The organism is Micromonospora trifolii (genome assembly GCF_050516465.1).
Classification (GTDB): domain Bacteria; phylum Actinomycetota; class Actinomycetes; order Mycobacteriales; family Micromonosporaceae; genus Micromonospora; species Micromonospora trifolii.
The window spans coordinates 3895165-3917665 of record NZ_CP191526.1 but is presented as its reverse complement, the minus strand read 5'-3'; the positions used below and the strand labels follow the sequence as shown (position 1 = coordinate 3917665).

The window sequence follows — 22501 nt, the reverse complement described above, 5'->3', positions numbered from 1 at the left end:
ATGCTGGCGACACCCCGAGAAACCAGGGAGCGACCAGATGAAGTACATGATGTTCGTTTGCAGCGACACCGAGCCGGACACCGACCCCACCGAGCTGCCCGACATCCACAAGTGGGTGGCGGAGAACGACTCTCGTGGCCGCCGCCTGACCGGCAACGTGTTCGCGTCGACCAGCGCGGCCACCACCGTTCGCGTTCGTGACGGTGAGCTGCTCGTCTCCGAGGGGCCGTTCGCGGAGACCGCCGAGGTGATCGTGGGCTTCGACCTGCTCGACTGCGCCGACCTGGACGAGGCGATCGAGGTGGCCCGCACCCACCCGATGGCCCGCGAAGGGCGACTGGAACTGCGTCCGTTCGCGGACCTGTCCGACTGACCGAGTTGTCCACCTCGCAAAGCCGGCCGGTGCCCACCCAGGCACCGGCCGGCGCGGTGGCGGCGGAGGCCGTCGCGGCCGCCAGCGTCGAGGCGTACCCCCGGATCGTCGCGACCCTGATCCGGGTGACCGGTGACTGGGCGTTGGCCGAGGACTGCGCCCAGGAGTCGTTGACCGTCGCGCTGGAGCGTTGGCCCACCGACGGTGTGCCGGCCAACCCGGGCGGCTGGCTCATGACGGTGGCGCGCAACCGGGCGATCGACGTGCTGCGCCGGGCCACCGTGGAGCGGCGCAAGCTGCACGACCTGGCGTTGCTCACGCCGGATGACGCGCACCCCGAGCCCGAGGTGGGGCAGGACGTGGTGGATGACCGGCTGCGGCTCATCTTCACCTGCTGCCATCCCGCGCTCGCGCTCGAGGCCCGGGTGGCGTTGACGCTGCGAACCGTCTGCGGCGTGCCGACCGCTGACATCGCCCGCCTCCTGCTGGTCAGCGAGTCGACGATGACCCGCCGGTTGACCCGGGCGCGCACCCGCATCGCTCAGGCCGGCATCCCGTACCGGGTGCCGAGCGGGCCGGCGCTGACCGAGCGGCTGCCCGGCGTCCTCGCCGTGCTGTACCTGCTGTTCACCCGGGGCTACGTCGCCGGCGGCGAACCGGCCTTCGCTGACGAGGCGGTCCGGCTGGCCCGGCTGCTCAACCGGCTGATGCCCGACCAGTCCGAGGTCGCCGCGCTGCTGGCGCTGCTGTTGTTCCAACACTCCCGTCGGGACGCCCGCCGGGACACCGCCGGCAACCTGCTCACCCTGGAGCGGCAGGACCGCGACCGGTGGGACCGCGGCGCCGTCGCCGAGGGCCTGACCGCCCTCGATCGGGTACGCCACGACGGGCCGTACGCCTGGCAGGCGCGGATCGCCGCCTGCCACGCCACCGCCGCCTCGGCCGACGACACCGACTGGCCGACGATCGCGCGGGCCTACGACGCGCTCGCCGATCTCCGCCCCTCGCCGGTGATCGCGCTCAACCGTGCGGTAGCGCACGGCTACGCGTACGGGCCGGCCGCCGGGTTGGTCCTGCTCGACGCGGCGCGCGCCGGGGGCGGGCTGGACGGCTATCCGCTCGCCGTGGCGGTGCAGGCCGCTCTGGTGGCCCGGCAGGGTGACCGGACACGCGCGGCCACGCTGTTCCGGGAGGCGGCGGCAGCGGTCGACTCGACCGCCGAGCGCCGTGCGCTGCTCGACCGGGCCGACGAACTCACCCGGTAGGGCGGCGGATGCCGGCCGGTCCGGTCCGGCTTCGGTCTGGCCGGGCTTCGGTCCGGCCGGGCTCCGGGCAAGGGGGCTCAGTCGCGTCCTGTGCTCTGCTTCACTCGACGCAACACATATCGCGCATTGTCGTTGCGTGCGTTGAAGCAGAGCAAAGGACGCGAACCTGAACCGGCGGGCCCGGACGCCCACCGAGGCGGGCCCGGACACCCACCGGGGAGAGGTCAGCCGCGCTTGGCCAACACCAGGAACCGGGTCCAGGCCGTCGGGTCGAAGGCGAGCATCGGACCGGCCGGGTCCTTGGAGTCGCGTACGCCGATGACGCCCGCGAGGTTGTCGGCCACCTCGACGCAGTCGCCGCCGTTGTTGCCACTCTTGCTGCTCTTACGCCACCGAGCGCCGGTCAGGTCCATGATGCTGCCGCTTCCCTGATCAGATTGAGGGACTGCGCCCGCGACAGGGCGCCGTCGCGAATGCGTTCCCACCGTCGGTCGAATGTAGCAACGTCGGCAACCTTGTCGATGAGCTGCGCCTGCGCCTGGCTGTCGACGTGCGCGACCCGCGCCCCGTCCGGCATCTCTGCCACTGTGAACGGGCCACCGAGGCCCGGATACATGCCGACGTCGGCGGGCACGACGAACAGCGAGACGTTCGGCAACGTGGCCTGCTCGGCCAGCCGCTCGCACTGCTCGCGCATCATGGCCCGGTCACCGTCGAGGGTGCGTCGGAGGATTCCCTCGTCGAGGACCGCGACGAGCAGCGGCGGGCGTTCCCGGCGCAGGATGGCCTGCCGGCTCAGCCGCGCCTCGGCGAGGTCGTCGGCCTCGGCCGGTGTGAGCGCCTTGCCGACCAGCGTCGCCAGCGCGTACGCCTTGGTCTGAAGGAGGCCCGGTACCCACGCGAGCTGAAACGACCGTAGCGACAGCGCCTCACGCTCGATCTCCGCCCACTGTCGGAACCAGGCCGGCGTCCGGCGCTTCAGCGCGTCCGGCCACAGCTCGTCGACGTTCCGGCCGAGCAGTTCGGCGACCCGTGCGCGATGACGCGTCTGCGGAATTCGTCCCGTGCTCGCCCACTTGGCGGCCGTCTTCGGATCGACACCAATCTGAGCAGCGAGACTGTCCGCTGTGTGGCCCCGCTCAGCCATCGCCGCCTGTACTGCTCGATTCATCTCCAGCCCCTCCGGAACGTTTCAGACGTCGGAAGGAAAGACTTCTACGCGGTGTGATCGCTTGGCAACCCTCGGCAGTGTGCTGTGTAGACAGCATCGAGGAGGGAGCACAGGATGCCCGAGGACAGGCCCTGGAACCACCCGAAGCCGACGGGTGGTCCGCCACCGGTCAGGCCGAGCCTGCCCCGCCCGACCGGACCCCGGCACCCTCCGTACCGTGGCCCCGGTCGCGCGGCGAACGTCGTACCCGAATCACGCTGGCGGTCCCGGTGCGGCCCGCCGGTCGCGCACACCGCCGACGGCCCGCTCTGGACGTGCGACGCCTGCGGTCAGGACTGGCCCTGCCCGGCGCTGCGAGCGACCCCGACGGACGCGGCCCGTCGCGACCCTGATCCCCGAGTTCTCCCGGATCACCCGCCGAGCGATCCGAGACCTGCGCGGCCAGCCGGGCGGCCCCGACCCGGTTGCCATCGTCCGCCGTTTCCTCTGGTTCCTGCCGCTCACCGACGAGGAGGCCCGCGCGGTCGCACTACGTCTGCGCTGAGCGTTCACCCCTGTCGCCAACCCCGTTGGCGCGACTGGCGACCGATATGGTGGCCGCATGGCGTTGCCGTTCGTCGTTACCCTGCGCGGTTATGACATGCGTCAGGTCGAGAGTCTCTTCGCCGAGGTCGATGGGGCTCTGGCCGCTGACAGCGCTGTGTTGCGGGCCGGCGCGCGGGACGCGCTTCGGGCGGCCACCCTGCGGCGGCGGATACGGGGTTACGCTCCCCGGGACGTGGATGCGGCGATAGCCCAACGGCTGGCTGCGCTCGCGCTGCCGGGCACCCGGAGCGAACCGGCGCGACCAGTTGCCACCGCGCCGTTGCCGTTCGTGGTTACCCTGCGCGGTTATGACATGCGTCAGGTCGAGAGTCTCTTCGCCGAGGTCGATGGGGCTCTGGCCGCTGACAGCGCTGTGTTGCGGGCCGGCGCGCGGGACGCGCTTCGGGCGGCCACCCTGCGGCGGCGGTTACGGGGTTACGCGCGCCGCGCTGTGGATGACGCGGTAGCCGAGCGACTACGGGCGCTCTGACTGCGAGTCTTCCTCGGCTTGGACGGCGAAGGCCGCCCCCGCCGAAGCGGGAGCGGCCCTCGACCAGCTGTACGCGATCAGTTGGCGATCATCCGGCGCAGCACGTACTGCAGGATGCCGCCGTGCCGGTAGTAGTCCGCCTCACCGGGGGTGTCGATCCGCACCACGGCGTCGAACTCCACGCCGGTGTCGGTGCTGACCAGAACGGTGCGCGGGGTCTCACCGTCGTTCAGGGCGGTCACCCCGGTGATGGTGAACGTCTCGGTGCCGGTCAGGCCGAGCGACTCGGCGGTGACGTCCACCGGGAACTGGAGCGGCAGCACGCCCATCCCGATGAGGTTGGAGCGGTGGATCCGCTCGTACGACTCGGCGATGACCGCCCGGACGCCCAGCAGCATCGTGCCCTTGGCCGCCCAGTCCCGCGACGAGCCCGAGCCGTACTCCTTGCCGGCCAGCACGACCAGCGGGATGCCGGCCTCCTGGTAGGCCACGGAGGCGTCGTAGATCGAGGTCTGCTCGCCGGTGAGGTGGTTGACGGTGAAGCCGCCCTCCACCCCCGGCACCAGCTGGTTGCGCAGCCGGATGTTGGCGAAGGTGCCCCGGATCATCACCTCGTGGTTACCCCGGCGGGAACCGTACGAGTTGAACTCGTGGCGCGGCACGCCGTGCTCGGCCAGGTACGTGCCGGCCGGGGAGTCCGCCTTGATCGCGCCAGCCGGCGAGATGTGGTCGGTGGTCACCGAGTCACCCAGCTTGGCCAGCACCCGGGCCGCGGAGATGTCGACGACCGGGCTCGGCTCCTGCTGCATGCCCTCGAAGTACGGGGGCTTACGCACGTAGGTGGAGTCGCTCTCCCACGCGAAGGTGTCGCCGGTCGGGGTCGGCAGCGACTGCCACCGCTCGTCGCCGGCGAAGACATCGGCGTACGCGGCGCTGAAACCGGTGGCGCCGATCGCCTGGGCGATGACGTCCTGGATCTCGGCGCTGTTCGGCCAGATCTCGCGCAGGTAGACCGGGTTGCCCTCGGAGTCCTCACCGATCGGCTCGTTGGCCAGGTCGATGTCCATGGTGCCGGCCAGGGCGTAGGCGACCACCAGCGGCGGCGACGCCAGGTAGTTCATCTTGACGTCCGGGTTGATCCGGCCCTCGAAGTTCCGGTTGCCCGAGAGCACCGAGACCACCGACAGGTCGTGCTCGTTGACCGCGGCGGACACCTCCTCGGGCAGCGGACCCGAGTTGCCGATGCAGGTGGTGCAGCCGTAGCCGACCAGGTTGAAGCCGAGCTTGTTCAGGTACGGCGTGAGGCCGGCCCGCTCGTAGTAGTCCATGACGACCTTCGACCCGGGCGCCAGGGTGGTCTTCACCCACGGCTTGCGGGTCAGGCCCTTCTCCACCGCGTTGCGCGCCAGCAGCGCGGCACCGATCATCACCTGCGGGTTGGACGTGTTGGTGCAGGAGGTGATCGCGGCGATCACCACGGCGCCGTGGTCCAGCTCGTACTCGACGCCGTCGGCGCCGGTGACCCGGATCGGGTTGCTGGCCCGGCCGCCCGCGCCGACTGCCGCGGTCTCCAGGTCACGCGGCTCGTCGGCCGGGTCGCTGAACTCGTTGGCCGGCGGGTCGCTGGCCGGGAAGGACTCGGCGCTGGCCTCGTCGGCCGGGCCGTTGGCGCCGCGCGGCAGCTCCTCGCGGGGGACACCCGGCTTGAGGTCACGCTCACCGACGGAGTCGTCGGCCACGTAGTCGGTCAACGCGGAGCGGAACAGCGTCTTGGCGGCGCCCAGCGGCACCCGGTCCTGCGGACGCTTCGGGCCGGCGAGCGACGGCTCGATGGTGCCGAGGTCCAGCTCCAGGCGCTCGGAGTACTCCGGCTCGTGGTTCGGGTCGTGCCAGAGGCCCTGCTCCTTGGCGTACGCCTCGACGAGCGCGACCTGCGCGGCGTCGCGGCCGGTCAGCTCCAGGTACCGAATCGTCTCCGCGTCGATCGGGAAGATCGCCACGGTGGAGCCGTACTCCGGGGACATGTTGCCGATGGTGGCCCGGTTGGCCAGCGGCACGGCGCTCACGCCGGGGCCGTAGAACTCGACGAACTTGCCGACCACACCGTGCTTGCGCAGCATCTCGGTGATGGTCAGCACCAGGTCGGTGGCGGTGGTGCCGGCCGGCATCTCGCCGGAGAGCTTGAAGCCCACCACCCGGGGGATCAGCATGCTGACCGGCTGGCCGAGCATCGCGGCCTCAGCCTCGATGCCGCCGACGCCCCAGCCCAGCACGCCCAGGCCGTTGACCATGGTGGTGTGCGAGTCGGTGCCGACCACCGTGTCCGGGTACGCCTGGCCGTTGCGCTCCATGATGGTGCGGGCCAGGTACTCGATGTTGACCTGGTGCACGATGCCGGTGCCCGGCGGGACGACCTTGAACTCGTTGAACGCGGTCTGACCCCAGCGCAGGAACTGGTAGCGCTCCTTGTTGCGCTCGTACTCCAGCTCGACGTTGCGGGCGAACGCGTCCTCGCGGCCGAACAGGTCGGCGATGACCGAGTGGTCGATGACCAGCTCGGCCGGGGCGAGGGGGTTGACCTTGCTGGCGTCGCCGCCCAGGTCACGCACCGCCTCGCGCATGGTGGCCAGGTCGACCACGCAGGGCACGCCGGTGAAGTCCTGCATCAGGACCCGCGCCGGGGTGAACTGGATCTCCACGCTCGGGGCGGCGGTGGAGTCCCACCCGCCGAGCTGGCGGATGTGGTCGGCGGTGATGTTCGCGCCGTCCTCGGTCCGCAGCAGGTTCTCCAGCAGGATCTTCAGGCTGTACGGCAACCGGGCCTGGCCGTCCACCTTGTCGATCTTGAAAATCTCGTAGCTCGCGTCTCCGACGCGTAGCTGGGTCTTCGCACCGAAGGTGTCGAGGCTCGCCACGTCGTACTCCTTCACACCAGCGACCGTGAGTAGTCCTGAGCAGTCTGTCGCACCGGTCGGGGTGCCGCCGAGGTTAGGTGACACTTACCGCCCGATTCCGCTTCCAACAAAACCGTACGTCCGTCTTGCTATCTGCGCAACCTGGCGTCACGGGTTGGGTGGCCAACGACCGCGCCGCGTCGTCGGGTCGGCGGGGTAGGGTCGGGGCCGATTCGGAAGGGGTGCCGAGTGATCGACGTTCAGCACTGGCTCTCGGCGCTGCCTCCGGGCGTGGTCTACCTGATCGTCGCCGGAGTGATCGGCGTGGAGAGCATGGGCGTCCCGCTGCCCGGCGAGATCGTCCTGGTCAGCTCCGCCCTGCTCGCCGCCACCGGTGTGGTGGAGCCGGAGTGGGTGGCCAGCGCGGCGGCGTTCGGCGCCATCGTCGGCGACTCCGTCGGGTACGCCGTCGGCCGACGCGGCGGTCGTCCACTGCTCGCCCGGCTGGGCAGACGGTTCCCCAAGCACCTCGGCCCGGCGCAGCTCGCCCGTGCCGAACAGAGCTTCGCGCGGCACGGCGTCTGGGCGGTCTTCTTCGGTCGATTCGTGGCACTGCTGCGGATTTTGGCCGGGCCGCTCGCCGGGGCGCTGCACGTGCCGTACCGCCGCTTCCTGGTGGCCAACGCGGCCGGCGGGTTGGTCTGGGCCTTCGGCACGACGTACCTGCTCTACTCGGTGGGCCGGGCGGCCGAACACTGGCTGAAGGACATCTCCTGGGCCGGGTTGGTCCTCGCGGTGCTCGCCGGTCTCGGCAGTACCTGGTGGCTGCGCCGACGCGCCCACCGCGTCACATCGGCCGACGGCGCCGCTGGCATGGAGGCGGCCGAGGTGCCTCCCGGCGCGGAGACGGCCGAGGTGGCTTCCGGGGTCAAGACGGCCGAGGTGGCCCCCGGCGGTCGGTCGGCTGCGGTGGCGTCCGGCGTCGATTCGGTCCGGACGGGCAACGAGCACTGACTTAGGCAAGCCGAAGGGCCGGGCCCCGTGGTGGGGTCCGGCCCTTCGGTGTGTGCGTGGTGTGGGGGTCAGCTGGTGGCGTAGCCGCGGGTGGCGATCCAGTCGGCGAGGTGCTCGACGCTGATCTGGTAGGCGGCCTGGTTGGGGTCGGCGGAGTCGGCGATGGTGACGGTGTTGCCGTTGTCGCGGTAGCCGACGACGCTGATGTAGTGCCCGCCTTCGTAGGAGTGGGTGGTGCCGTCGGTGTCGGTGCTGGTGCCGGCGATGTTGGCGACCACGGCCCGGCCGTTGTCGACGGTCTTGACGACGTCGGCGCGCAGGGTGTCGGTCTGCTTGGCGTCGGCGTCCGGGGTGCTGATTTCCACGGACCGGTAGGCGTCGTTCTTGCCGGTCTCCTTGTTCAGGACCGGGGTGATGTCGTTGATGGAGTTGGTGCCGGCCTCGGTGGTGCCCATTTCCTTGGCCATGTCGTCGACGTTGATGTTCTTGCCCTGTACGGACAGGGCGTTGCGGGTGGCGGCGGGGCCGCAGTAGTAGAAGTTCGGCTGGGCCTCGTAGCGCACACCCAGTTCCCGCTCACCGTGACCCTTGCGGTCGGTCTGGGTCTGCGTCGTCGCCTTGGCGGTGCTCGGTGCGGCGAACGCGGTGGTGACGGGGCCGGCGATGGCTCCGCCGGTGAACGCGAGGCCGGCGGCGGTCAGAGCGGTCTTACGGATCAGATCGGTACGCATGATGGCGTGCTCCTCTGCATCGGGGGTGCCCACACAACCCCTGGGGGGTGGGTGGTTGTGCGGGGGGAAGTTCACGGCGACGCCGGCGATCCGGGGGGACCTGCTCGGGCGTTGCGGGGGATGTAACCGGGGCGGCCTGGCGGATGTTCCCGGCGGCTGCCGCGCCCCACGACCCTGGATAGTCGCGGTGGTCTGCCAGGTATAACGACCCGGCCCGGTCGCCGATTCCGCCGCCGGGGTGGCCCCGACCACCCGACACCCGAGGCCAAACCCGACAATCCACCCACCCCGCCCAGCTGGCGGACCCGACACGGCGGCCATGGCGGGGTGATCGACTCGGGTTCCCGGAAGTCGCGGGGTCTGGGTGCCGGGGATACCCCGACTTCATGAAAGCCGAGTGGATCATGCCGGTCTGCGCCGGGCCACCAACGACGAAACCGGATTCGGCGCCAACGGGATGTCGAGGCTGATCAGTCGCCGGACGATCCGAACCGGCCGCTGATGAGTCGAGTACCTGGTCCACGACGCGCTGCCGCCAGGCAACATCTAGGCTCTGACCGAGAAAGGTGGATCATGGACGCTGCAATTTGCCGGGCTCTGGCTCCTTCCCCACCCGGGGTCGGCCAATGAGCGCACTGGCATTCCTGAACATCGCCATGAACGGGCACATCAACCCGACATTGCCCGTTGTGGGTGAGCTTGTTCGTCGTGGTCACTCCGTCACCTATCACACGACGCCGGCCTACGCCGAGCAGATCGCGGCCACCGGGGCGCGGGTGTTCCTCTACCACGGGGACGACGTACCGCTCTCCGGCCCGCCGACGCCCGTCACGGTGATGGAGCAGCTTGCGCGTACCGCCGTACGCGTGCTGCCCGCCGTCCTCACCGACCTGCGCGGCACCCGGCCCGATCTGATCGTGCACGACTCCCTCTGCCCATGGGGGCCGGTGGTCGCCCGGGAACTCGGCGTGCCGCCGGCGTCGTCGTTCACCACGTTCGCCTTCAACCGGCACGTGCCCAGCCCGACCCGCGGCTCCTGGGAGCTGTTCAGCGCGGCGGCGGCCCTTCCCCGCTCCAGCGTCGGGTACCTGAGATCGCGCTGGGAGCTGCGCCGCCGGTACGACACACGCGCCTTGCCCCTGATCGACCTGGCCAACATCCGTCAGCCGCTCAACCTGGTCTACACCTCGCGGGCGTTCCACCCCGAGGCGGACAGTTTCGACCAGTCCTACCAGTTCGTCGGACCGAGCATCGGTGCCCGCCGAGCAGACTCGTCGTTCCCGGTCGATCGATTGCGGGACCCGGTGATGTACGCCTCGATGGGCACGGTGTTCGACGCCCCGCAGTTGCTGCGCACCTTCGCCGACGCGCTGGCCCCGCTGGGTGGCACCGTGATCATTTCCACCGGACACACCGATCCCGCCGCGCTTGGCCCGCTACCGGGCAACGTGCTCGCCTACCGTTCCGTACCGCAGTTGGAGGTGCTGGGCCGCGCGGCGCTGTTCATCACCCACGGCGGGGTGAACAGCGTCAACGAGGCCCTGTACGCCGGCACCCCGATGCTGGTGGTCCCGCAGGGCGCTGACCAACTGCTGGTGGCTTCCCGCATCGTCGAGCTCGATGCCGGCCTGTCGATCCGCACCGAGGACGTCACGGCGGAGGTTGTGCGGGCCCTCGCGCAGCGTCTGCTCGACGAGCCTCGATTCCGGGCCGCCGCGAGCACCCTGCAGGTCGCCCAGCGTCAGGCGGGCGGCTACGCGCGTGCCGCCGACGTACTCGAGCACTTCGTGCAGCAGACCGGCTCGGTCGCTCAGCCGGGCTCTGCCGATCTGCCGCCACCGGGCTGACCGATGTCTCCCATTGTCGCCATCCTGCTGCTGGTCGCCGGGCTGTCCGAGGCCGCCGGGCGTCTCCTGCCGGTGGTGGCACGCCTGTCCGGCGTGTCGCACGCGAGGGTGGTCGGGTTGTTGCTGGCGGGCGCGATCGTCGACGGCGCGGTGTTCGCGCTCTGGCCGCTGTCCGCGTGGGCCGTTGCCGGTCTGGTGTTGCCCACCGCACCGTCCGACGCCCTGGTCTGGACACCAGGCCTGGCCGTTCCGCTGGTGCTTGCCGGGGTCCTCGCGTTCCCGCTGCTCGGGCCACTGCTGCACCTGTTGCTCATGGTGGGAGTGGGGGCCGGCCTCGCCGGTGCTCTCGCCACGGTGGCCGGAGTTGGCTGGTGGGAGGCCGCCGGCTGCGTAGCGATCGCGGGAGTCGGGCTCGGTGTCTCCGTCGAGGCCGTCCGCCGCCTTGTCGTGAAGCTCAACACCAGGCGAGCACCGGAGCCGGTCGCGTGATCGGACTGGCGCTCCTGCTGCTGCTCGGCGGGCTCGGACTGGTGCTGATCGCCGAGGCCCTGCTCGCCCGCTACGAGGTGCTGGTCTACGCCGCAGGATGGCGCACACCCAACATCTCCCGCCCCGAGGGCATGTCCTACGCCCGAGGGGCGGATCCGGACCGCCCTCCGGCCGCCTACCTGGTCTATCTGGACGGCATCGGGAAGCGCCGTTTCCACGACACCCGCGATGGTGGCCGACTGGTCAAGGCCCTGATCAACCGAGCGCCGGAGCTCCGGGTACTGGGCCAGGTGCAGCCCTACTCCCCGCTCGCCGTGCCGCTCGCCGATCGGCCGGTCTGGACCTGGGTACGCCGCCGCATCGGGCTACTGCTTTTCCTGCACAACGTGATGCAGATCTTCGTCGCCGCCGACCGCCGCTACCGTCCCCTGTACAACCGTGCCGTCGGTGCGCAGATCGCCACCGAACTCCAGGTTGCCGGTTACCGGCCGGACAGCGGCATACCCGTGGTGTTGCTCAGCTACAGCGGTGGCGCCCAGGTCGCCAGCGGTGCGGTGAACGAACTGTGGTCCCAACTGCGTACCCCGCTCTGGCTGATCACTCTCGGTGGGTTCCACAACGGTGCCAACGACATCACCCATGCCCAGCACCTCGACCGGCTCACCAGTGCCGGCGACTGGATCGAACGAGTCGGCACCTGGATCTTCCCGCAGCGGTGGCGGCTGTTCCGCTGGAGCGGATGGAACCGGGCCGACCGCGAAGGCAAGATCACCGTGCACCGGCTCGACCCTGCCACGCACATCGGTCCCCGCAGCTACATCGCCCCGGAGGCCCGCCTGCCCGACGGGCGCAGCCACCTCGACCGGACCACCGACACCGTGCTCGCGCTGATCCGGGATCGCCTCAACCTGACGGCGGAGACCGACGGCCCGCTGCCCTGAACACTCACACGTCGGCGTTCAAACCGGCCTGCTGATTCGCCTCCTTCTGGGGAAGCCCGGAGATCTGGAGCAGTTGACTGACGACAACCCGCAGTTGCGAGACGACGACAGCCCCGGAGGACCCGACACCCTCGGCGCAAGCCTCGTTGATGTCACTGATCACCTGTAGCGCTCGCTCCCGCGCGCGGTCCGGCTCCCGTCCGGCCAGGAAGTCACGATGCAGGAGCCTGAAGGCCTGGCCGAAGTGCTCGAACGCCGTGGAGAGGCCGGCCGGCAGCGTCTCCCCGGCGTGTAGTGCCGACACCGCCCACTGCACCATCTCGCGGCTGCTGGTGTAGGCGAGTTCCAGGTGTTCGGCCGCCCGCGCGTACCGACGCATGATGCCCAGCCGTCTCCTCCGCCACGGTGAGAGAATCGCGACTTCGCATGCTGCGGCGACCACGTCGGCCGTGTTTCGTCGTGACGCCTCCGTCGCTCGCAGTCGCTGTAGGGCATCCTCGGCCTGCCGCACGTCGCGGTGAGCCAGCGCATTGGCGATGGCGGTCATCTCCTGGGCGATGGCATCGACTGTCGGACCAGCGGCGCGGTGCACGATCCGCACCGGATTGAGCGGCAGAATCAGCAAGGCCACCACGATGGCCACCACTACACCGACCAGCGCATTCGCCGTCCGGGGCACGGCCAGGTCCGGCCGGTCCGGAGACACTGTGCCGAGCAGGACGGCGGTGCTTCCCGCCTGCACCATGACGGCTCCGGTGCCACGAAAGACGGCTGCCGCCGAAATGGCCAGTGCCACGACCACACCGGTCTGTATTGGTCCCGCCCCGATGAACCGTATGATCCCGTTTCCGACCAGCACCCCCAGGAACACCCCGGCGAGAAGTTCGAGAGTTCGACGGGCCCGATTACCGATGGCCGCCGCGATGGTGCCGACCGCGGCGGCGGGTGCGAACAGCGGCTGCGGATTGTGCAGCACGTCGCTGGCAACAAACCAGGCCAACCCGGCGGCCACCCCCGCCTGCACCGCGAGAATGAGGTAGGTGCGAAGCCGTTCATAGGCCTCCCGGCCCTCGCGCAGCGCACTCTCCGCCGGTCGGGCACCCCGACGTCTGCCGCGCACCTCTCACCCCCCACCACCGACCGGCTCTCTGACGATCGTCGTACGGCGGCGAACGTCGGGTGCGAGAGATCCCCAATCTGATGCGGCACCGGCGGAAGCCTGCGCATCCGCGGGCGGAGGGGTGTTCGGGCCGGCGGAGTGGGTCAGCCGGCGTCGAGCAGCTCCAGGACCGCGTCGCGGGCGGCCAGAACGGCTGCCTCGGATTGCGGGCCGTGGTTGAGGATGTCGAAGGAGTGCTGGCCGTCCGGCACCTCGATCACCCGCATCGGCCAGCCCTGGGCGGTCGCCGCGGGGAGGAACGCGTCGATGCCGGCCAGGACCGGTGGGATGTCCTGGCCGGCGCGGGTCAGCACCAGTGGCACGCCCGTGCCGGAGCTGAGGGCTTCGACCGGCAGGAACCGAGCGTCGACCTCCCAGCCGGGGAACGGGACGAGCAGCGGGTACGTCAGTGCGATCCCGCGTAGCCATGGCGGCGGGACGCGGAGCCAGTCGGCCGCGAAGAGGCCGCCGCCGGAGAAGAACCACAGCACCACCCGCTCGGGGTCGACCCGCGGATCGGCGCGGACCTGCTCGACCATGGCGGCGATGTCGTCGGCCGCGGCGGGTAGCGCCGACAGGTCGGACACCTGGTAGCTGACCAGCGCGGTGACCACGCCGCTCGCGGCGAGCAGCGCGCCGTAGCCGCGGTAGAGCAGCCAGTCGCGGGGGTCGGGCGCGTCGGGTGGCAGCGGAGCGCCGTGCACCACCACGACGGCGGGCGCGGGGCCGCTGTCGGTGGGCAGGTGCAGGTCGACGTTGCCGTGTCGTTCGACCGGCGCGGCCGGGGTGGACAGGACGAAGGGCCGTTGTGCGACGGGCGTCGTCATGGCCTGATCGTATCGATCATCGACCTGGCCGGTTGCCCCAACGATGATCTACAGGGGACGGTGGGTCAGGCCGGGTCGCGGGGTTTCGCGGCGTCGCCGGCCTGGGCGTGCCGCTCCAGCAGCCGCTGCCGGATCTCCTCGGGGGTGTACGCGCGCCGACGCCGTTCGGCTCGCGCGATGACCACACCGGAGGCCGCGACGCCGGCGAGCCCGGCCAGCCCGAGAACCTTCCACCACCGCATTCGTTGCCGCATCGGCCTAGGCTAGACCCTCATGAGCATCAGCCTGGATGAGGCCGTCGAGTTGACCCGCACCGGTGACGTGTGGGTGTTCCGGGGTCGCAGCGTGCCGGACCGGGCGATCCAGTTCACCACCAACAGCCCGGTGAACCACGTCGGGATGGCGGTGGTGCTGGACGACATGCCGCCGCTGATGTGGCACGCGGAGTTGGGCAGGTCGTTGCCGGACCTGTGGTCGGGCACCCACCAGCGCGGCGTCCAGCTGCACGACCTGCGGGACGCGGTCTGCGTGTGGGCCAACCGGTACGGCCAACGGGCCTGGCTGCGGCAGCTCGACCCGCCGGCCGACGCGGAGATGGAGCGTGCGGTGCTGCGGACGATTGCGCGGTTGGACGGTACGCCGTTCCCGTCGACCGCCCAGTTGGCGTGGCGCTGGGTGCGGGGTCGGGTGCCGGCGCTGCCGCGCCCCGGCCGGCTTCCCGCGCTGCCGCACCTCGGCCGGCTGTCGGCGCTGTCACGCCTCGGCCAGCCGACACCTCGACCGACCCCGGCCGACCGCCCCAACCCGGCCGACCGCGCCAATCAAGCCGACCGCGCCGACCGCGCCACCCAGGGCGACCGCGCCGACCGCGCCAACCCCTCCGGCCCGGTCAGCTCGGCCCGGTCGGCGGGGGAGCGGGACCGGGCGCTGGAGACGGCGTACTGCGCCGAGGTGGTGGCGGTGACCTATGAGGCCATGGGGTTGCTGCCGGCGGGTCGGCGTCCGAACTGGTATGACCCGGGGCGGTTCTGGAGTGGGGACGACCTTGGTCTGGCCGCCGACGCCCGGTTGGGTTCCGAGATCGAGGTGCGGGTACCGCCGCGCTGAAGGTTTGACCTGGGCGGTGACCGGCAATTGCTGTGACCGTGAACGCCTCCACGGATCTTGACACGTTGGCCGACTTCTTCGACCGGTACGGCGTGGCGTTGACCTCCGGCGACCTGCCGGCCATCGCCGGCTGTTACGCCCTGCCGGGGCTGGTGGTGGCCGACACCTACAGCTTCTCGTTCACGTCCGCGGCGGCGGTGGCGCTCTCCTTCGTGGGCGCCGCACCCGACTACCAGGACCGGGAGCTGGTCGCGGCCCATGCCCGGATCGAGGACGTGCAGCAGGTGTCCGCGTTGTTGGCGATGGTGGCGGTGGAGTGGGAGTTCCTGGACAGTCGGGGGCAGGCGGTGCCGGGTGAGCGGTACCGCTACCTGCTTCGTATCTCGGATGACGGACCACTGATCTGCACGGTCGTCCGGACGGGCTGATCGACCGGGGCCGGTCGGTCCGATCCGTACCCGCCCGGTTTCCGGTCCGTGCGGCGCTGGCTACGCTGTCGCGTCGGTGGGGACGAGGGGAGACCAGATGGCGGTGCGGCCGGACGGTGCGGCAGATTCGCGGGCGGCGCGGGTGTTGGCGACAGTGCCGTGGATCGTGGTGCTGCTCGGTGTGTGCGCGCTGGTGGTGCTCCTGGTGATCGCGCTGCTGTCGTTCCGGACCAGGGAGCGGGACGCACCGCCGCAGGCCGCGCCTCCGGCGTTCCTGCCGACCGTGCCGGCCGCCGCGTCGGCCACCGGTGGGCCGACTCCGGCCGCTGTGGAGCGGCGCTCGGTGTCGCCGCGACCTTCGCGCAGTAGTCGGACGCCGTCGCCGCGGGCCACCGTGACCGGCTCACCGACTCCGGGGCGGACGAACGTCCTGGCGGCGCCGCCGGCATCGGCGGACGACACGGTCAGCGCCCGGTACCAGGTCGGTACGAACGGCTGGGACGGGGACTCGGCGGTGCTGTCGATCGCCAACGAGTCGAGTCGGTCGATGGACTGGCAGGTGGAGTTGGTGTTCGACGACGACACCTGGACTCTGCGGTTGAGTGATGACTCGGGCGTCTCGGTGCGGGGGCACGGGCACGGGGAGTTCGTGTTGCGCGGCACCCGTTCGCTGGATGAGGGTGACTCTCGGACGCTGCGGTTGCGCGTCGGCTGGGGTGACTCGGCGCAGCGACCGCTCAAGTGCACGATCAACGGGGTCGACTGCCGGATCGGCTGAGCCGGAGCCGGGTCGTGGTGCGGTGACGCTGCGCGGCCAAGGCTTTCCGGGCCGGGCCGCCGATCGCTACGCTGCGCGGACGGTCCGCTGAAGGAGGTACATGTCCGGCATGCGCCGTGTTCCGCGCCCGCCACACGGTCCGGTCGCGATCGCCACGTCGCCCTGGATCGTGGTGGGCGCCGGTGTCGTCGTGATGGTGGTCCTGCTCATCGTGGCCCTGGGCGCGTACCGGGGACGTAGCCCCGCGCCGGACGGCGCGCAGCCGCCGGCGCTGCCGGTGCCGTCCGCTGTGGTGGCACCGAGCGTGCCCACGTCGGTGCCGTCTCGGGCGCCGGTGCTGCCGGGGATATCCGGCCGAGCGAGCGGGCTGCCGCCGAGCGCCGCGGCCGGGTCCGGTTCACCGTCGGCCGACCCGACGGACGGTCCGACCGGGAAGCCGACGGCGACACGGTCGCCCAGCGGGGCCGCGCCGGGGCAGCCGGCGATGACCGGGCGGTACCGGGTGGTGCAGAGCTTCGACGGCGGCTTCATCGGCGAGGTGGCGATGGTCAACACGTCCGCCCAGAGGCGTGGTTGGACGGTGCGGTTGGAGTTCTCCGGTGGACGACTGGTGACCGCCTGGGTGGAGGGCGTCCCGCAGGGGACGATCCGCCAGTCCGACGACGGCTTCACGTACGTCAGCGGGGTCGAGGTGTCGCCCGGTGGTTCGGTGTCGTTGCGGTTCCACATGGAGCGGGCGTCCCACACACCACGGGAGTGCACTGTGGACGGGGCGCGCTGCAACGGGCTCTGACCGGCCCTTCCGCAAGGATGCTGCTTTGTTGCGACCATGTTTGCAAGGTATTGCAGAATGTTTCGGCAAGGGTTAGCGTGCGGCCAATCAGCGACCAGAGGAAGGCGTCGATGAAACCCCCGCCGATACCGCGCACTGCCCTGCTGGCCCTTGCCTCCCTGCTCACCGTCACGCTCGTCGGCGCTCCGGTCGCCGTGCGCCCCGCCGCCGCAGACCCCCGGCCGTCCGACGGGGCCTCACTCGCGATCGGCGGCGCGACCCAGTGGCGTGACGAACCCACCGCCGACGCGCTGCTGAAGGCCGGCGGCAACTCCGCCCGAGCCGAGCAGTTCTACTTCGTCCTGCCGGACCGGTTCGCCAACGGAGACCCCCGCAACGACCGGGGCGGCCTCACCGGCGACCGGCTGCGGACCGGCCTCGACCCGACCGACAAAGGCTTCTATCACGGCGGCGATCTCAAGGGCGTCATCGACAAGTTGGACTACATCCAGGGGATGGGCACCACGGCCATCTGGCTCGCCCCGATCTTCAAGAACCGGCCGGTGCAGGGTGCCGGCAACGACATCTCGGCCGGCTACCACGGCTACTGGATCACCGACTTCACCCAGGTAGACCCGCACTTTGGCACGATGGAAGAGATGAAGCGGCTGGTCAAGCTCGCCCACCAGCGCGGCCTCAAGATCTACCTCGATGTGATCGTCAACCACACCGCCGACGTGATCAGGTACGCCGAGGACAAGTACGCGTACGTGGACAAGGCGACCTCGCCGTACACCGACGCGCAGGGCCGGGCGTTCGAGGACCGCAACTACGCCGACGGCTCCCGGGCGTTCCCGCGGGTCAACAAGGAGTCCTTCCCATACACGCCGACGTTCGCCGAACCGAAGGACGCGAGCGTCAAGGTCCCGGCCTGGCTGAACGACGCCACCATGTACCACAACCGGGGTGACTCCACCTTCGCCGGCGAGAACAGCGAGTACGGCGACTTCTTCGGCCTCGACGACCTGTGGACCGAGCGTCCCGAGGTGGTCCGGGGCCTGACCAAGGCGTACGGGGACTGGATCGGCGCGACCGGCGTCGACGGCTTCCGACTGGACACCGTTAAGCACGTCAACATGGACTTCTGGCCGCAGTTCAGCCAGGGCATCGAGCGGGCCGCCGAGAAGGCCGGCAAGAAGGACTTCTTCATGTTCGGCGAGGTGTACAGCGCCGACCCGGAGATCAGCTCCAGCTACGTCCGCCAAGGTGGCCTACCGGCCACCCTCGACTTCGCCTTTCAGGAGGCCGCGCGGGGCTTCACCGCTGGTGCCGGCTCCGCGAAGGCGCTCGCCGACGTGTACGCCCGCGACGACCTCTACGCGGCCCGGGACACCGACGCGGGTCGGTTGACCACCTTCCTCGGCAACCACGACATGGGCCGGATCGGATCGTTCATCGCCGGTGGTGGCAGCGACCCGGCCAGCCACCTGCGTCGTGACCAGCTCGCGCACCAGTTGATGTTCCTGACTCGTGGCCAGCCGGTGGTCTACTCCGGCGACGAACAGGGCTTCACCGGCCCGGGCGGTGACAAGGACGCACGGCAGGACATGTTCGCGTCGAGGGTTCCCGACTACCTCGACGACGACCTGCTCGGCACCGACCGCACCCACGCCAGCGACCAGTTCGACACGACCCACCCGCTGTACCGGACCATCGCCGACCTGGGCCGGCTGCGCCAGGCCCACCCGGCGTTGCGCGACGGTGTGCAGGTTACCCGGTACGCGGACGACGGGCCGGGCGTCTTCGCCGCCTCCCGGATCGCCCCGGCCGACCGCACCGAATACGTGGTGGCCGTGAACAACGCCGACACCGCGCAGACTGTCACGGTGGACACCTGGTCGGCCGGCGCCACCTTCACCGGCATCTACGGGGGCTCGGGCGCAGTGCCAGCCAGCGGTGACGGCGAGTTGACCCTCACCGTGCCGCCGCTGTCGGCGGCGGTGTACCGGGCCGGCAACCCCATCGCACCGGCGGCCGACAAGCCGACGATCACCATCACCAGCCCGGCTCCGGACGCGCCGGTCGCCACCCGGGCGACGGTCACCGCCCGGGTGACCGGCGACCCGCTGGCCACTGTCACCGTCGCGGCCCGGGTGGCCGGCGGCCGGTGGACGCTGCTGGGCAGCGCCGACCACACCCCGTACACGGTGCAGCACGACCTGACCGGCCTGGCCGGCGGTACCCGGATCGAGTACAAGGCGGTGGTCCGCGACGGCCGAGGCCGTACCGCCACCGCCCGGTCCACCGCCGTCGTGGGGACCCCGGCGCAGGGCAGCTCCCGGGAGTGGGCGGTGGTGCACTACCAGCGCCCGGCCGGGGGGTACGACGACTGGGGGCTGTACGCCTGGGGGGACATCGACCCGGCGTACGTCACCGAGTGGCCGAAGGGGCAGCCGTTCGCCGGGGAGGACTCCTACGGTCGGTTCGCCTGGGTCAAACTCAAGCCGGGCGCGACGTCGGTGAACTTCCTGGTTGTCGATAAGGCTGGCACGAAGGACGTCGCCCAGGACCGCAGCATCGACGTCACCCAGACCGGCGAGATCTGGCTCAAGCAGGGCGACCCGGCGATCTACCCGAGCAGGCAGGCGGCCGCCGGTGAACCGGACCCGCCGGTCGAGGAGGGCACCGCCGTGCTGCACTACCGGCGGGCCGACGGCAACTACGACGGCTGGGGCCTGCACCTGTGGGACGGCGCGGCCAACCCGACCGAGTGGTCCGCCCCGCTGCGACCGACCTCCGTCGACGCGTTCGGGGCGGTGTTCCGGGTGCCGCTGGCGGCCGGCGCCACCGGCCTGAACTACATCATCCACCAGGGCGACACCAAGGACCTGCCCGACGACCAGCGGCTCGACTTCGCCAGCGCCGGCCGGGAGGTGTGGCTGCTCGCCGCCACGCCGGGCCGCCTGCTGCCGTCGACGGCCACCACCGCCAGCGGAGACACCGACATCAGCAAGCAGAAGGCGCACTGGATCGACCGCTCCACAGTGGCGTGGCAGACACCACCCACCGACGGTAGGACGTACGCGCTGGTCACCGCGCCCACCGGCGGGGTCAGCGTGGTCGACGGCGAGCTGACCGGCACGTACACCACGTTGCCGCTGCGGGCGCAGCGCAACGGGCTCACCGAGGCCCAACGCGACAGATTCCCGCACCTGTGGTCGTACCGTAGCTTCGCCCTGGACCGGGCGGACCTGGCCAAGGTCCCGGCGGCGCTGCGGGGGCAACTGCTGGTCACCGAACGCGACGCCGAGGGTGCGCTGCTCGCCGCGACCGGCGTGCAGATCCCCGGCGTGCTCGACGACGTGTACTCCCGGGCGGCCGACGCCACCCTCGGACCCACGTTCGCGGGCCGGACGCCGAGCCTCGCGCTGTGGGCGCCGACCGCCCACAGCGTGCGCCTGCACCTGTTCGACTCGCCCACCGCCGCGCCGAAGACGGTGCCGATGCGCCGCGACGACCGCACCGGCGTCTGGTCGGTGCGCGGCGACCACACCTGGACCGGCAAGTTCTACCGGTACGAGGTGCGGGCGTGGCAGCCGGCGGCGCAGCGGATGGTCACCGCGGCGGTCACCGACCCGTACTCGGTGGCCCTCGCCGCGGACTCCACGCACAGCCAGCTCGTCAACCTGAACGACCCGGCGCTGGCACCCCCCGGGTGGCGCACGCTGCGCAAACCGGCACCGGTGCCGGCCGCGAAGGCGCAGATCACCGAGCTGTCCGTGCGGGACTTCTCCATCGCCGACGACACCGTGCCGGCCGACCGGCGGGGGACCTTCCTCTCGTTCACCGACCCGAAGACCGCCGGCATGACCCACCTGCGGGCGCTCGGCGACGCCGGGGTCACCCACCTGCACCTGCTGCCGGCGTTCGACTTCGCGACGATCCCGGAGAAGCGGGCCGACCAGCGGCAGCCGGCCTGCGACCTGGCGGCGCTGCCGCCGGACTCGGCCGAGCAGCAGAAGTGCGTGGCGGCGGTCGCCGAAACCGACGGCTACAACTGGGGGTACGACCCGCTGCACTACACAGTGCCGGAGGGCGGCTACGCCGTCGACCCGGCCGGCGCGGCGCGGACCACCGAGTTCCGGCGGATGGTCGCCGGGGTGAACGACGCCGGGCTTCGGGTGGTCATGGACGTGGTCTACAACCACACGTCGGCGGCCGGCACCGACGCGAAGTCGGTGCTCGACCAGATCGTGCCCGGCTACTACCACCGGCTGCTGGAGGACGGCATGGTGGCCAACTCCACCTGCTGCGCCAACACCGCCCCCGAGCACGCCATGATGGGCAAGCTGGTGGTCGACTCGCTGGTCACCTGGGCCCGGCAGTACAAGGTGGACGGCTTCCGCTTCGACCTGATGGGTCACCACCCGAAGGCGAACATCCTGGCCGTCCGGGCAGCCCTGGACCGGTTGACCGTCGCCCGCGACGGCGTGGACGGCAAGGCGATCATGCTCTACGGCGAGGGCTGGAACTTCGGCGAGGTCGCCAACGACGCCCGTTTCGTCCAGGCCACCCAGGCCAACATGGCCGGCACCGGTATCGGCACCTTCAACGACCGGCTGCGCGACGCGGTGCGCGGCGGCGGACCGTTCGACACCAACCCCCGGGTGCAGGGTTTCGCCTCCGGGCTCTACACCGACCCGAACGGCGACGCGGTCAACGGGTCACCGGCCGAGCAGAAGGCCCGACTCCTGCACGCCCACGACCTGATCAAGGTGGGACTCACCGGCAACCTGCGCGGATACCGGTTCACCGACACCGCAGGGCGTGAGGTCACCGGGGCGCAGGTGGACTACAACGGCTCCCCGGCCGGCTACACCGCCGCGCCGGGGGAGGCCGTCACCTACGCCGACGCGCACGACAACGAGATCCTGTACGACGCGTTGGCGTACAAACTGCCGCAGGCCACGACGGCGGCGGACCGCTCACGGATGCAGGTGCTGGCGCTGGGCACTGTGGTGCTGGCACAGGGCACCGGGTTCGTCACCGCCGGCACCGAACGGTTGCGGTCGAAGTCGCTGGACCGCAACTCGTACAACTCCGGTGACTGGTTCAACCAGATCCGCTGGGGCTGTGAACGGGGCAACGGCTTCGGCGCCGGTCTGCCGCCCGCGCCCGACAACGAGGACAAGTGGTCGTACGCGAAGCCGCTGCTGGCCGACCCGGCGCTGGTTCCGGACTGCGCGGCGATCAACACCACCGACGCCCGGTACGCCGAGTTGCTGGGTATCCGGGCGTCGTCGCCGGTGTTCGGGCTGGCCACCGCCGAACAGGTACAGCGGCGGGTGGCGTTCCCGCTGTCCGGCGCGCAGGAGACGCCGGGTGTGCTGACCATGACCCTGGACGCCCGTGGGCTGGGCGGGCCGTGGAAGTCGCTGACCGTCGTCTTCAACAGCACCCCGTCGGCGGCCGACCAGACGGTGACCGGCCTGCGCGGAGCGGACGTGGCACTGCACCCGGTGCTTGTCGACTCGGCCGACCCGGTGCTGCGTACCGCCTCGTTCGACCGGGCGGCCGGCACGTTCGCCGTACCGGCGCGCAGCGTGGCGGTCTTCGTCCAGAAGTGACGT

At 70.9% G+C, this 22501-nt stretch carries 19 protein-coding genes; 12 read left to right on the top strand and 7 right to left on the bottom strand.

The window, feature by feature from the left end:
• Nucleotides 1–37 precede the first annotated feature (37 nt).
• A complete protein-coding gene (locus ACQRWP_RS18070) occupies nt 38–373 on the top strand; it encodes a YciI family protein (protein ID WP_238681700.1) in 336 nt (111 codons plus the stop codon).
• Nucleotides 374–378: 5 nt separating this feature from the next.
• Nucleotides 379–1638, top strand: coding sequence for an RNA polymerase sigma factor (locus ACQRWP_RS18065; RefSeq protein WP_430496301.1), 1260 nt, complete (start codon nt 379–381; stop codon nt 1636–1638).
• A gap of 224 nt (nt 1639–1862) precedes the next feature.
• Here the strand turns inward: ACQRWP_RS18065 and ACQRWP_RS18060 are convergent, their stop codons facing one another.
• Nucleotides 1863–2051 (bottom strand): DUF397 domain-containing protein, encoded by a 189-nt coding sequence (locus tag ACQRWP_RS18060; RefSeq protein WP_430496300.1) that lies wholly within the window; start codon nt 2049–2051, stop codon nt 1863–1865.
• A complete protein-coding gene (locus tag ACQRWP_RS18055; protein WP_430496298.1) occupies nt 2042–2809 on the bottom strand; it encodes a Scr1 family TA system antitoxin-like transcriptional regulator in 768 nt (255 codons plus the stop codon). Before ACQRWP_RS18055 ends, ACQRWP_RS18060 begins: the two co-directional genes overlap by 10 nt.
• Before the next feature lie 601 nt (nt 2810–3410).
• Here ACQRWP_RS18055 and ACQRWP_RS18050 point away from each other — a divergent pair.
• The gene (locus ACQRWP_RS18050; protein WP_430496296.1) at nt 3411–3884 is read left to right on the top strand and encodes a hypothetical protein; all 474 of its coding nucleotides are present in this window, start codon (nt 3411–3413) and stop codon (nt 3882–3884) included.
• A 77-nt stretch (nt 3885–3961) separates the two neighbouring features.
• On the opposite strand, the gene ACQRWP_RS18045 is transcribed toward ACQRWP_RS18050, so the two are convergent.
• Nucleotides 3962–6814, bottom strand: a complete 2853-nt coding sequence (locus tag ACQRWP_RS18045) for an aconitate hydratase (RefSeq protein WP_430496294.1) — start codon at nt 6812–6814, stop codon at nt 3962–3964.
• 213 nt (nt 6815–7027) lie between these two features.
• Between ACQRWP_RS18045 and ACQRWP_RS18040 the strand changes: the two genes are divergently transcribed.
• Nucleotides 7028–7792 carry a DedA family protein gene (locus ACQRWP_RS18040; protein ID WP_430496292.1) on the top strand — a complete coding sequence of 255 codons (765 nt, stop codon included), beginning with the start codon at nt 7028–7030 and terminating at the stop codon, nt 7790–7792.
• Between the two features lie 68 nt (nt 7793–7860).
• On the opposite strand, the gene ACQRWP_RS18035 is transcribed toward ACQRWP_RS18040, so the two are convergent.
• Nucleotides 7861–8523 carry a C39 family peptidase gene (locus ACQRWP_RS18035; RefSeq protein ID WP_430496291.1) on the bottom strand — a complete coding sequence of 221 codons (663 nt, stop codon included), beginning with the start codon at nt 8521–8523 and terminating at the stop codon, nt 7861–7863.
• Between the two features lie 626 nt (nt 8524–9149).
• On the opposite strand from ACQRWP_RS18035, the gene ACQRWP_RS18030 reads away from it, so the two are divergent.
• Genes ACQRWP_RS18030 through ACQRWP_RS18020 form a run of 3 tightly spaced genes read left to right on the top strand, consistent with a single transcriptional unit; the run spans nt 9150 to nt 11800 of the window.
• Nucleotides 9150–10370, top strand: coding sequence for a macrolide family glycosyltransferase (locus ACQRWP_RS18030; RefSeq protein WP_430496289.1), 1221 nt, complete (start codon nt 9150–9152; stop codon nt 10368–10370).
• Nucleotides 10371–10373: 3 nt separating this feature from the next.
• Nucleotides 10374–10859, top strand: coding sequence for a hypothetical protein (locus tag ACQRWP_RS18025; protein ID WP_410816067.1), 486 nt, complete (start codon nt 10374–10376; stop codon nt 10857–10859).
• Nucleotides 10856–11800 carry a hypothetical protein gene (locus ACQRWP_RS18020; RefSeq protein WP_430496286.1) on the top strand — a complete coding sequence of 315 codons (945 nt, stop codon included), beginning with the start codon at nt 10856–10858 and terminating at the stop codon, nt 11798–11800. Before ACQRWP_RS18025 ends, ACQRWP_RS18020 begins: the two co-directional genes overlap by 4 nt.
• A 4-nt stretch (nt 11801–11804) precedes the next feature.
• On the opposite strand, the gene ACQRWP_RS18015 is transcribed toward ACQRWP_RS18020, so the two are convergent.
• From ACQRWP_RS18015 to ACQRWP_RS18005, 3 genes are all read right to left on the bottom strand, one after another.
• A complete protein-coding gene (locus tag ACQRWP_RS18015) occupies nt 11805–12920 on the bottom strand; it encodes an FUSC family protein (protein ID WP_430496284.1) in 1116 nt (371 codons plus the stop codon).
• A gap of 143 nt (nt 12921–13063) precedes the next feature.
• Nucleotides 13064–13786: an alpha/beta hydrolase gene (locus tag ACQRWP_RS18010; RefSeq protein ID WP_430496282.1), complete on the bottom strand. Its 723-nt coding sequence runs from the start codon at nt 13784–13786 to the stop codon at nt 13064–13066.
• Nucleotides 13787–13851: 65 nt separating this feature from the next.
• Entirely contained in the window at nt 13852–14040 is a 189-nt protein-coding gene (locus ACQRWP_RS18005) for a hypothetical protein (protein WP_430503403.1), read from the bottom strand.
• A gap of 19 nt (nt 14041–14059) precedes the next feature.
• On the opposite strand from ACQRWP_RS18005, the gene ACQRWP_RS18000 reads away from it, so the two are divergent.
• From ACQRWP_RS18000 to pulA, 5 genes are all read left to right on the top strand, one after another.
• Nucleotides 14060–14893 (top strand): hypothetical protein, encoded by an 834-nt coding sequence (locus tag ACQRWP_RS18000; RefSeq protein ID WP_430496281.1) that lies wholly within the window; start codon nt 14060–14062, stop codon nt 14891–14893.
• A 38-nt stretch (nt 14894–14931) separates the two neighbouring features.
• The gene (locus ACQRWP_RS17995) at nt 14932–15321 is read left to right on the top strand and encodes a hypothetical protein (protein ID WP_430496280.1); all 390 of its coding nucleotides are present in this window, start codon (nt 14932–14934) and stop codon (nt 15319–15321) included.
• Nucleotides 15322–15418: 97 nt separating this feature from the next.
• Entirely contained in the window at nt 15419–16099 is a 681-nt protein-coding gene (locus tag ACQRWP_RS17990) for a hypothetical protein (protein WP_430496279.1), read from the top strand.
• A 100-nt stretch (nt 16100–16199) separates the two neighbouring features.
• Nucleotides 16200–16892: a cellulose binding domain-containing protein gene (locus ACQRWP_RS17985; RefSeq protein WP_430496277.1), complete on the top strand. Its 693-nt coding sequence runs from the start codon at nt 16200–16202 to the stop codon at nt 16890–16892.
• Between the two features lie 110 nt (nt 16893–17002).
• Complete coding sequence (pulA, locus tag ACQRWP_RS17980; RefSeq protein WP_430496275.1) at nt 17003–22498, top strand: pullulanase-type alpha-1,6-glucosidase; 5496 nt, start codon at nt 17003–17005, stop codon at nt 22496–22498.
• The last annotated feature ends 3 nt before the right edge of the window (nt 22499–22501 follow it).

Excerpts from the sequence above, each read along its gene's own strand:
- ACQRWP_RS18060 (WP_430496300.1), bottom strand. The coding sequence starts at position 2,051 with ATGGACCTGACCGGCGCTCGGTGGCGTAAGAGCAGCAAGAGTGGCAAC.
- ACQRWP_RS18000 (WP_430496281.1), top strand. The coding sequence starts at position 14,060 with ATGAGCATCAGCCTGGATGAGGCCGTCGAGTTGACCCGCACCGGTGAC.
- ACQRWP_RS18005 (WP_430503403.1), bottom strand. The coding sequence starts at position 14,040 with ATGCGGCAACGAATGCGGTGGTGGAAGGTTCTCGGGCTGGCCGGGCTC.
- ACQRWP_RS18050 (WP_430496296.1), top strand. The coding sequence starts at position 3,411 with ATGGCGTTGCCGTTCGTCGTTACCCTGCGCGGTTATGACATGCGTCAG.
- ACQRWP_RS18035 (WP_430496291.1), bottom strand. The coding sequence starts at position 8,523 with ATGCGTACCGATCTGATCCGTAAGACCGCTCTGACCGCCGCCGGCCTC.
- ACQRWP_RS18025 (WP_410816067.1), top strand. The coding sequence starts at position 10,374 with ATGTCTCCCATTGTCGCCATCCTGCTGCTGGTCGCCGGGCTGTCCGAG.
- ACQRWP_RS17985 (WP_430496277.1), top strand. The coding sequence starts at position 16,200 with ATGTCCGGCATGCGCCGTGTTCCGCGCCCGCCACACGGTCCGGTCGCG.
- ACQRWP_RS17990 (WP_430496279.1), top strand. The coding sequence starts at position 15,419 with ATGGCGGTGCGGCCGGACGGTGCGGCAGATTCGCGGGCGGCGCGGGTG.
- pulA (WP_430496275.1), top strand. The coding sequence starts at position 17,003 with ATGAAACCCCCGCCGATACCGCGCACTGCCCTGCTGGCCCTTGCCTCC.
- ACQRWP_RS18030 (WP_430496289.1), top strand. The coding sequence starts at position 9,150 with ATGAGCGCACTGGCATTCCTGAACATCGCCATGAACGGGCACATCAAC.
- ACQRWP_RS18010 (WP_430496282.1), bottom strand. The coding sequence starts at position 13,786 with ATGACGACGCCCGTCGCACAACGGCCCTTCGTCCTGTCCACCCCGGCC.
- ACQRWP_RS18070 (WP_238681700.1), top strand. The coding sequence starts at position 38 with ATGAAGTACATGATGTTCGTTTGCAGCGACACCGAGCCGGACACCGAC.
- ACQRWP_RS18055 (WP_430496298.1), bottom strand. The coding sequence starts at position 2,809 with ATGAATCGAGCAGTACAGGCGGCGATGGCTGAGCGGGGCCACACAGCG.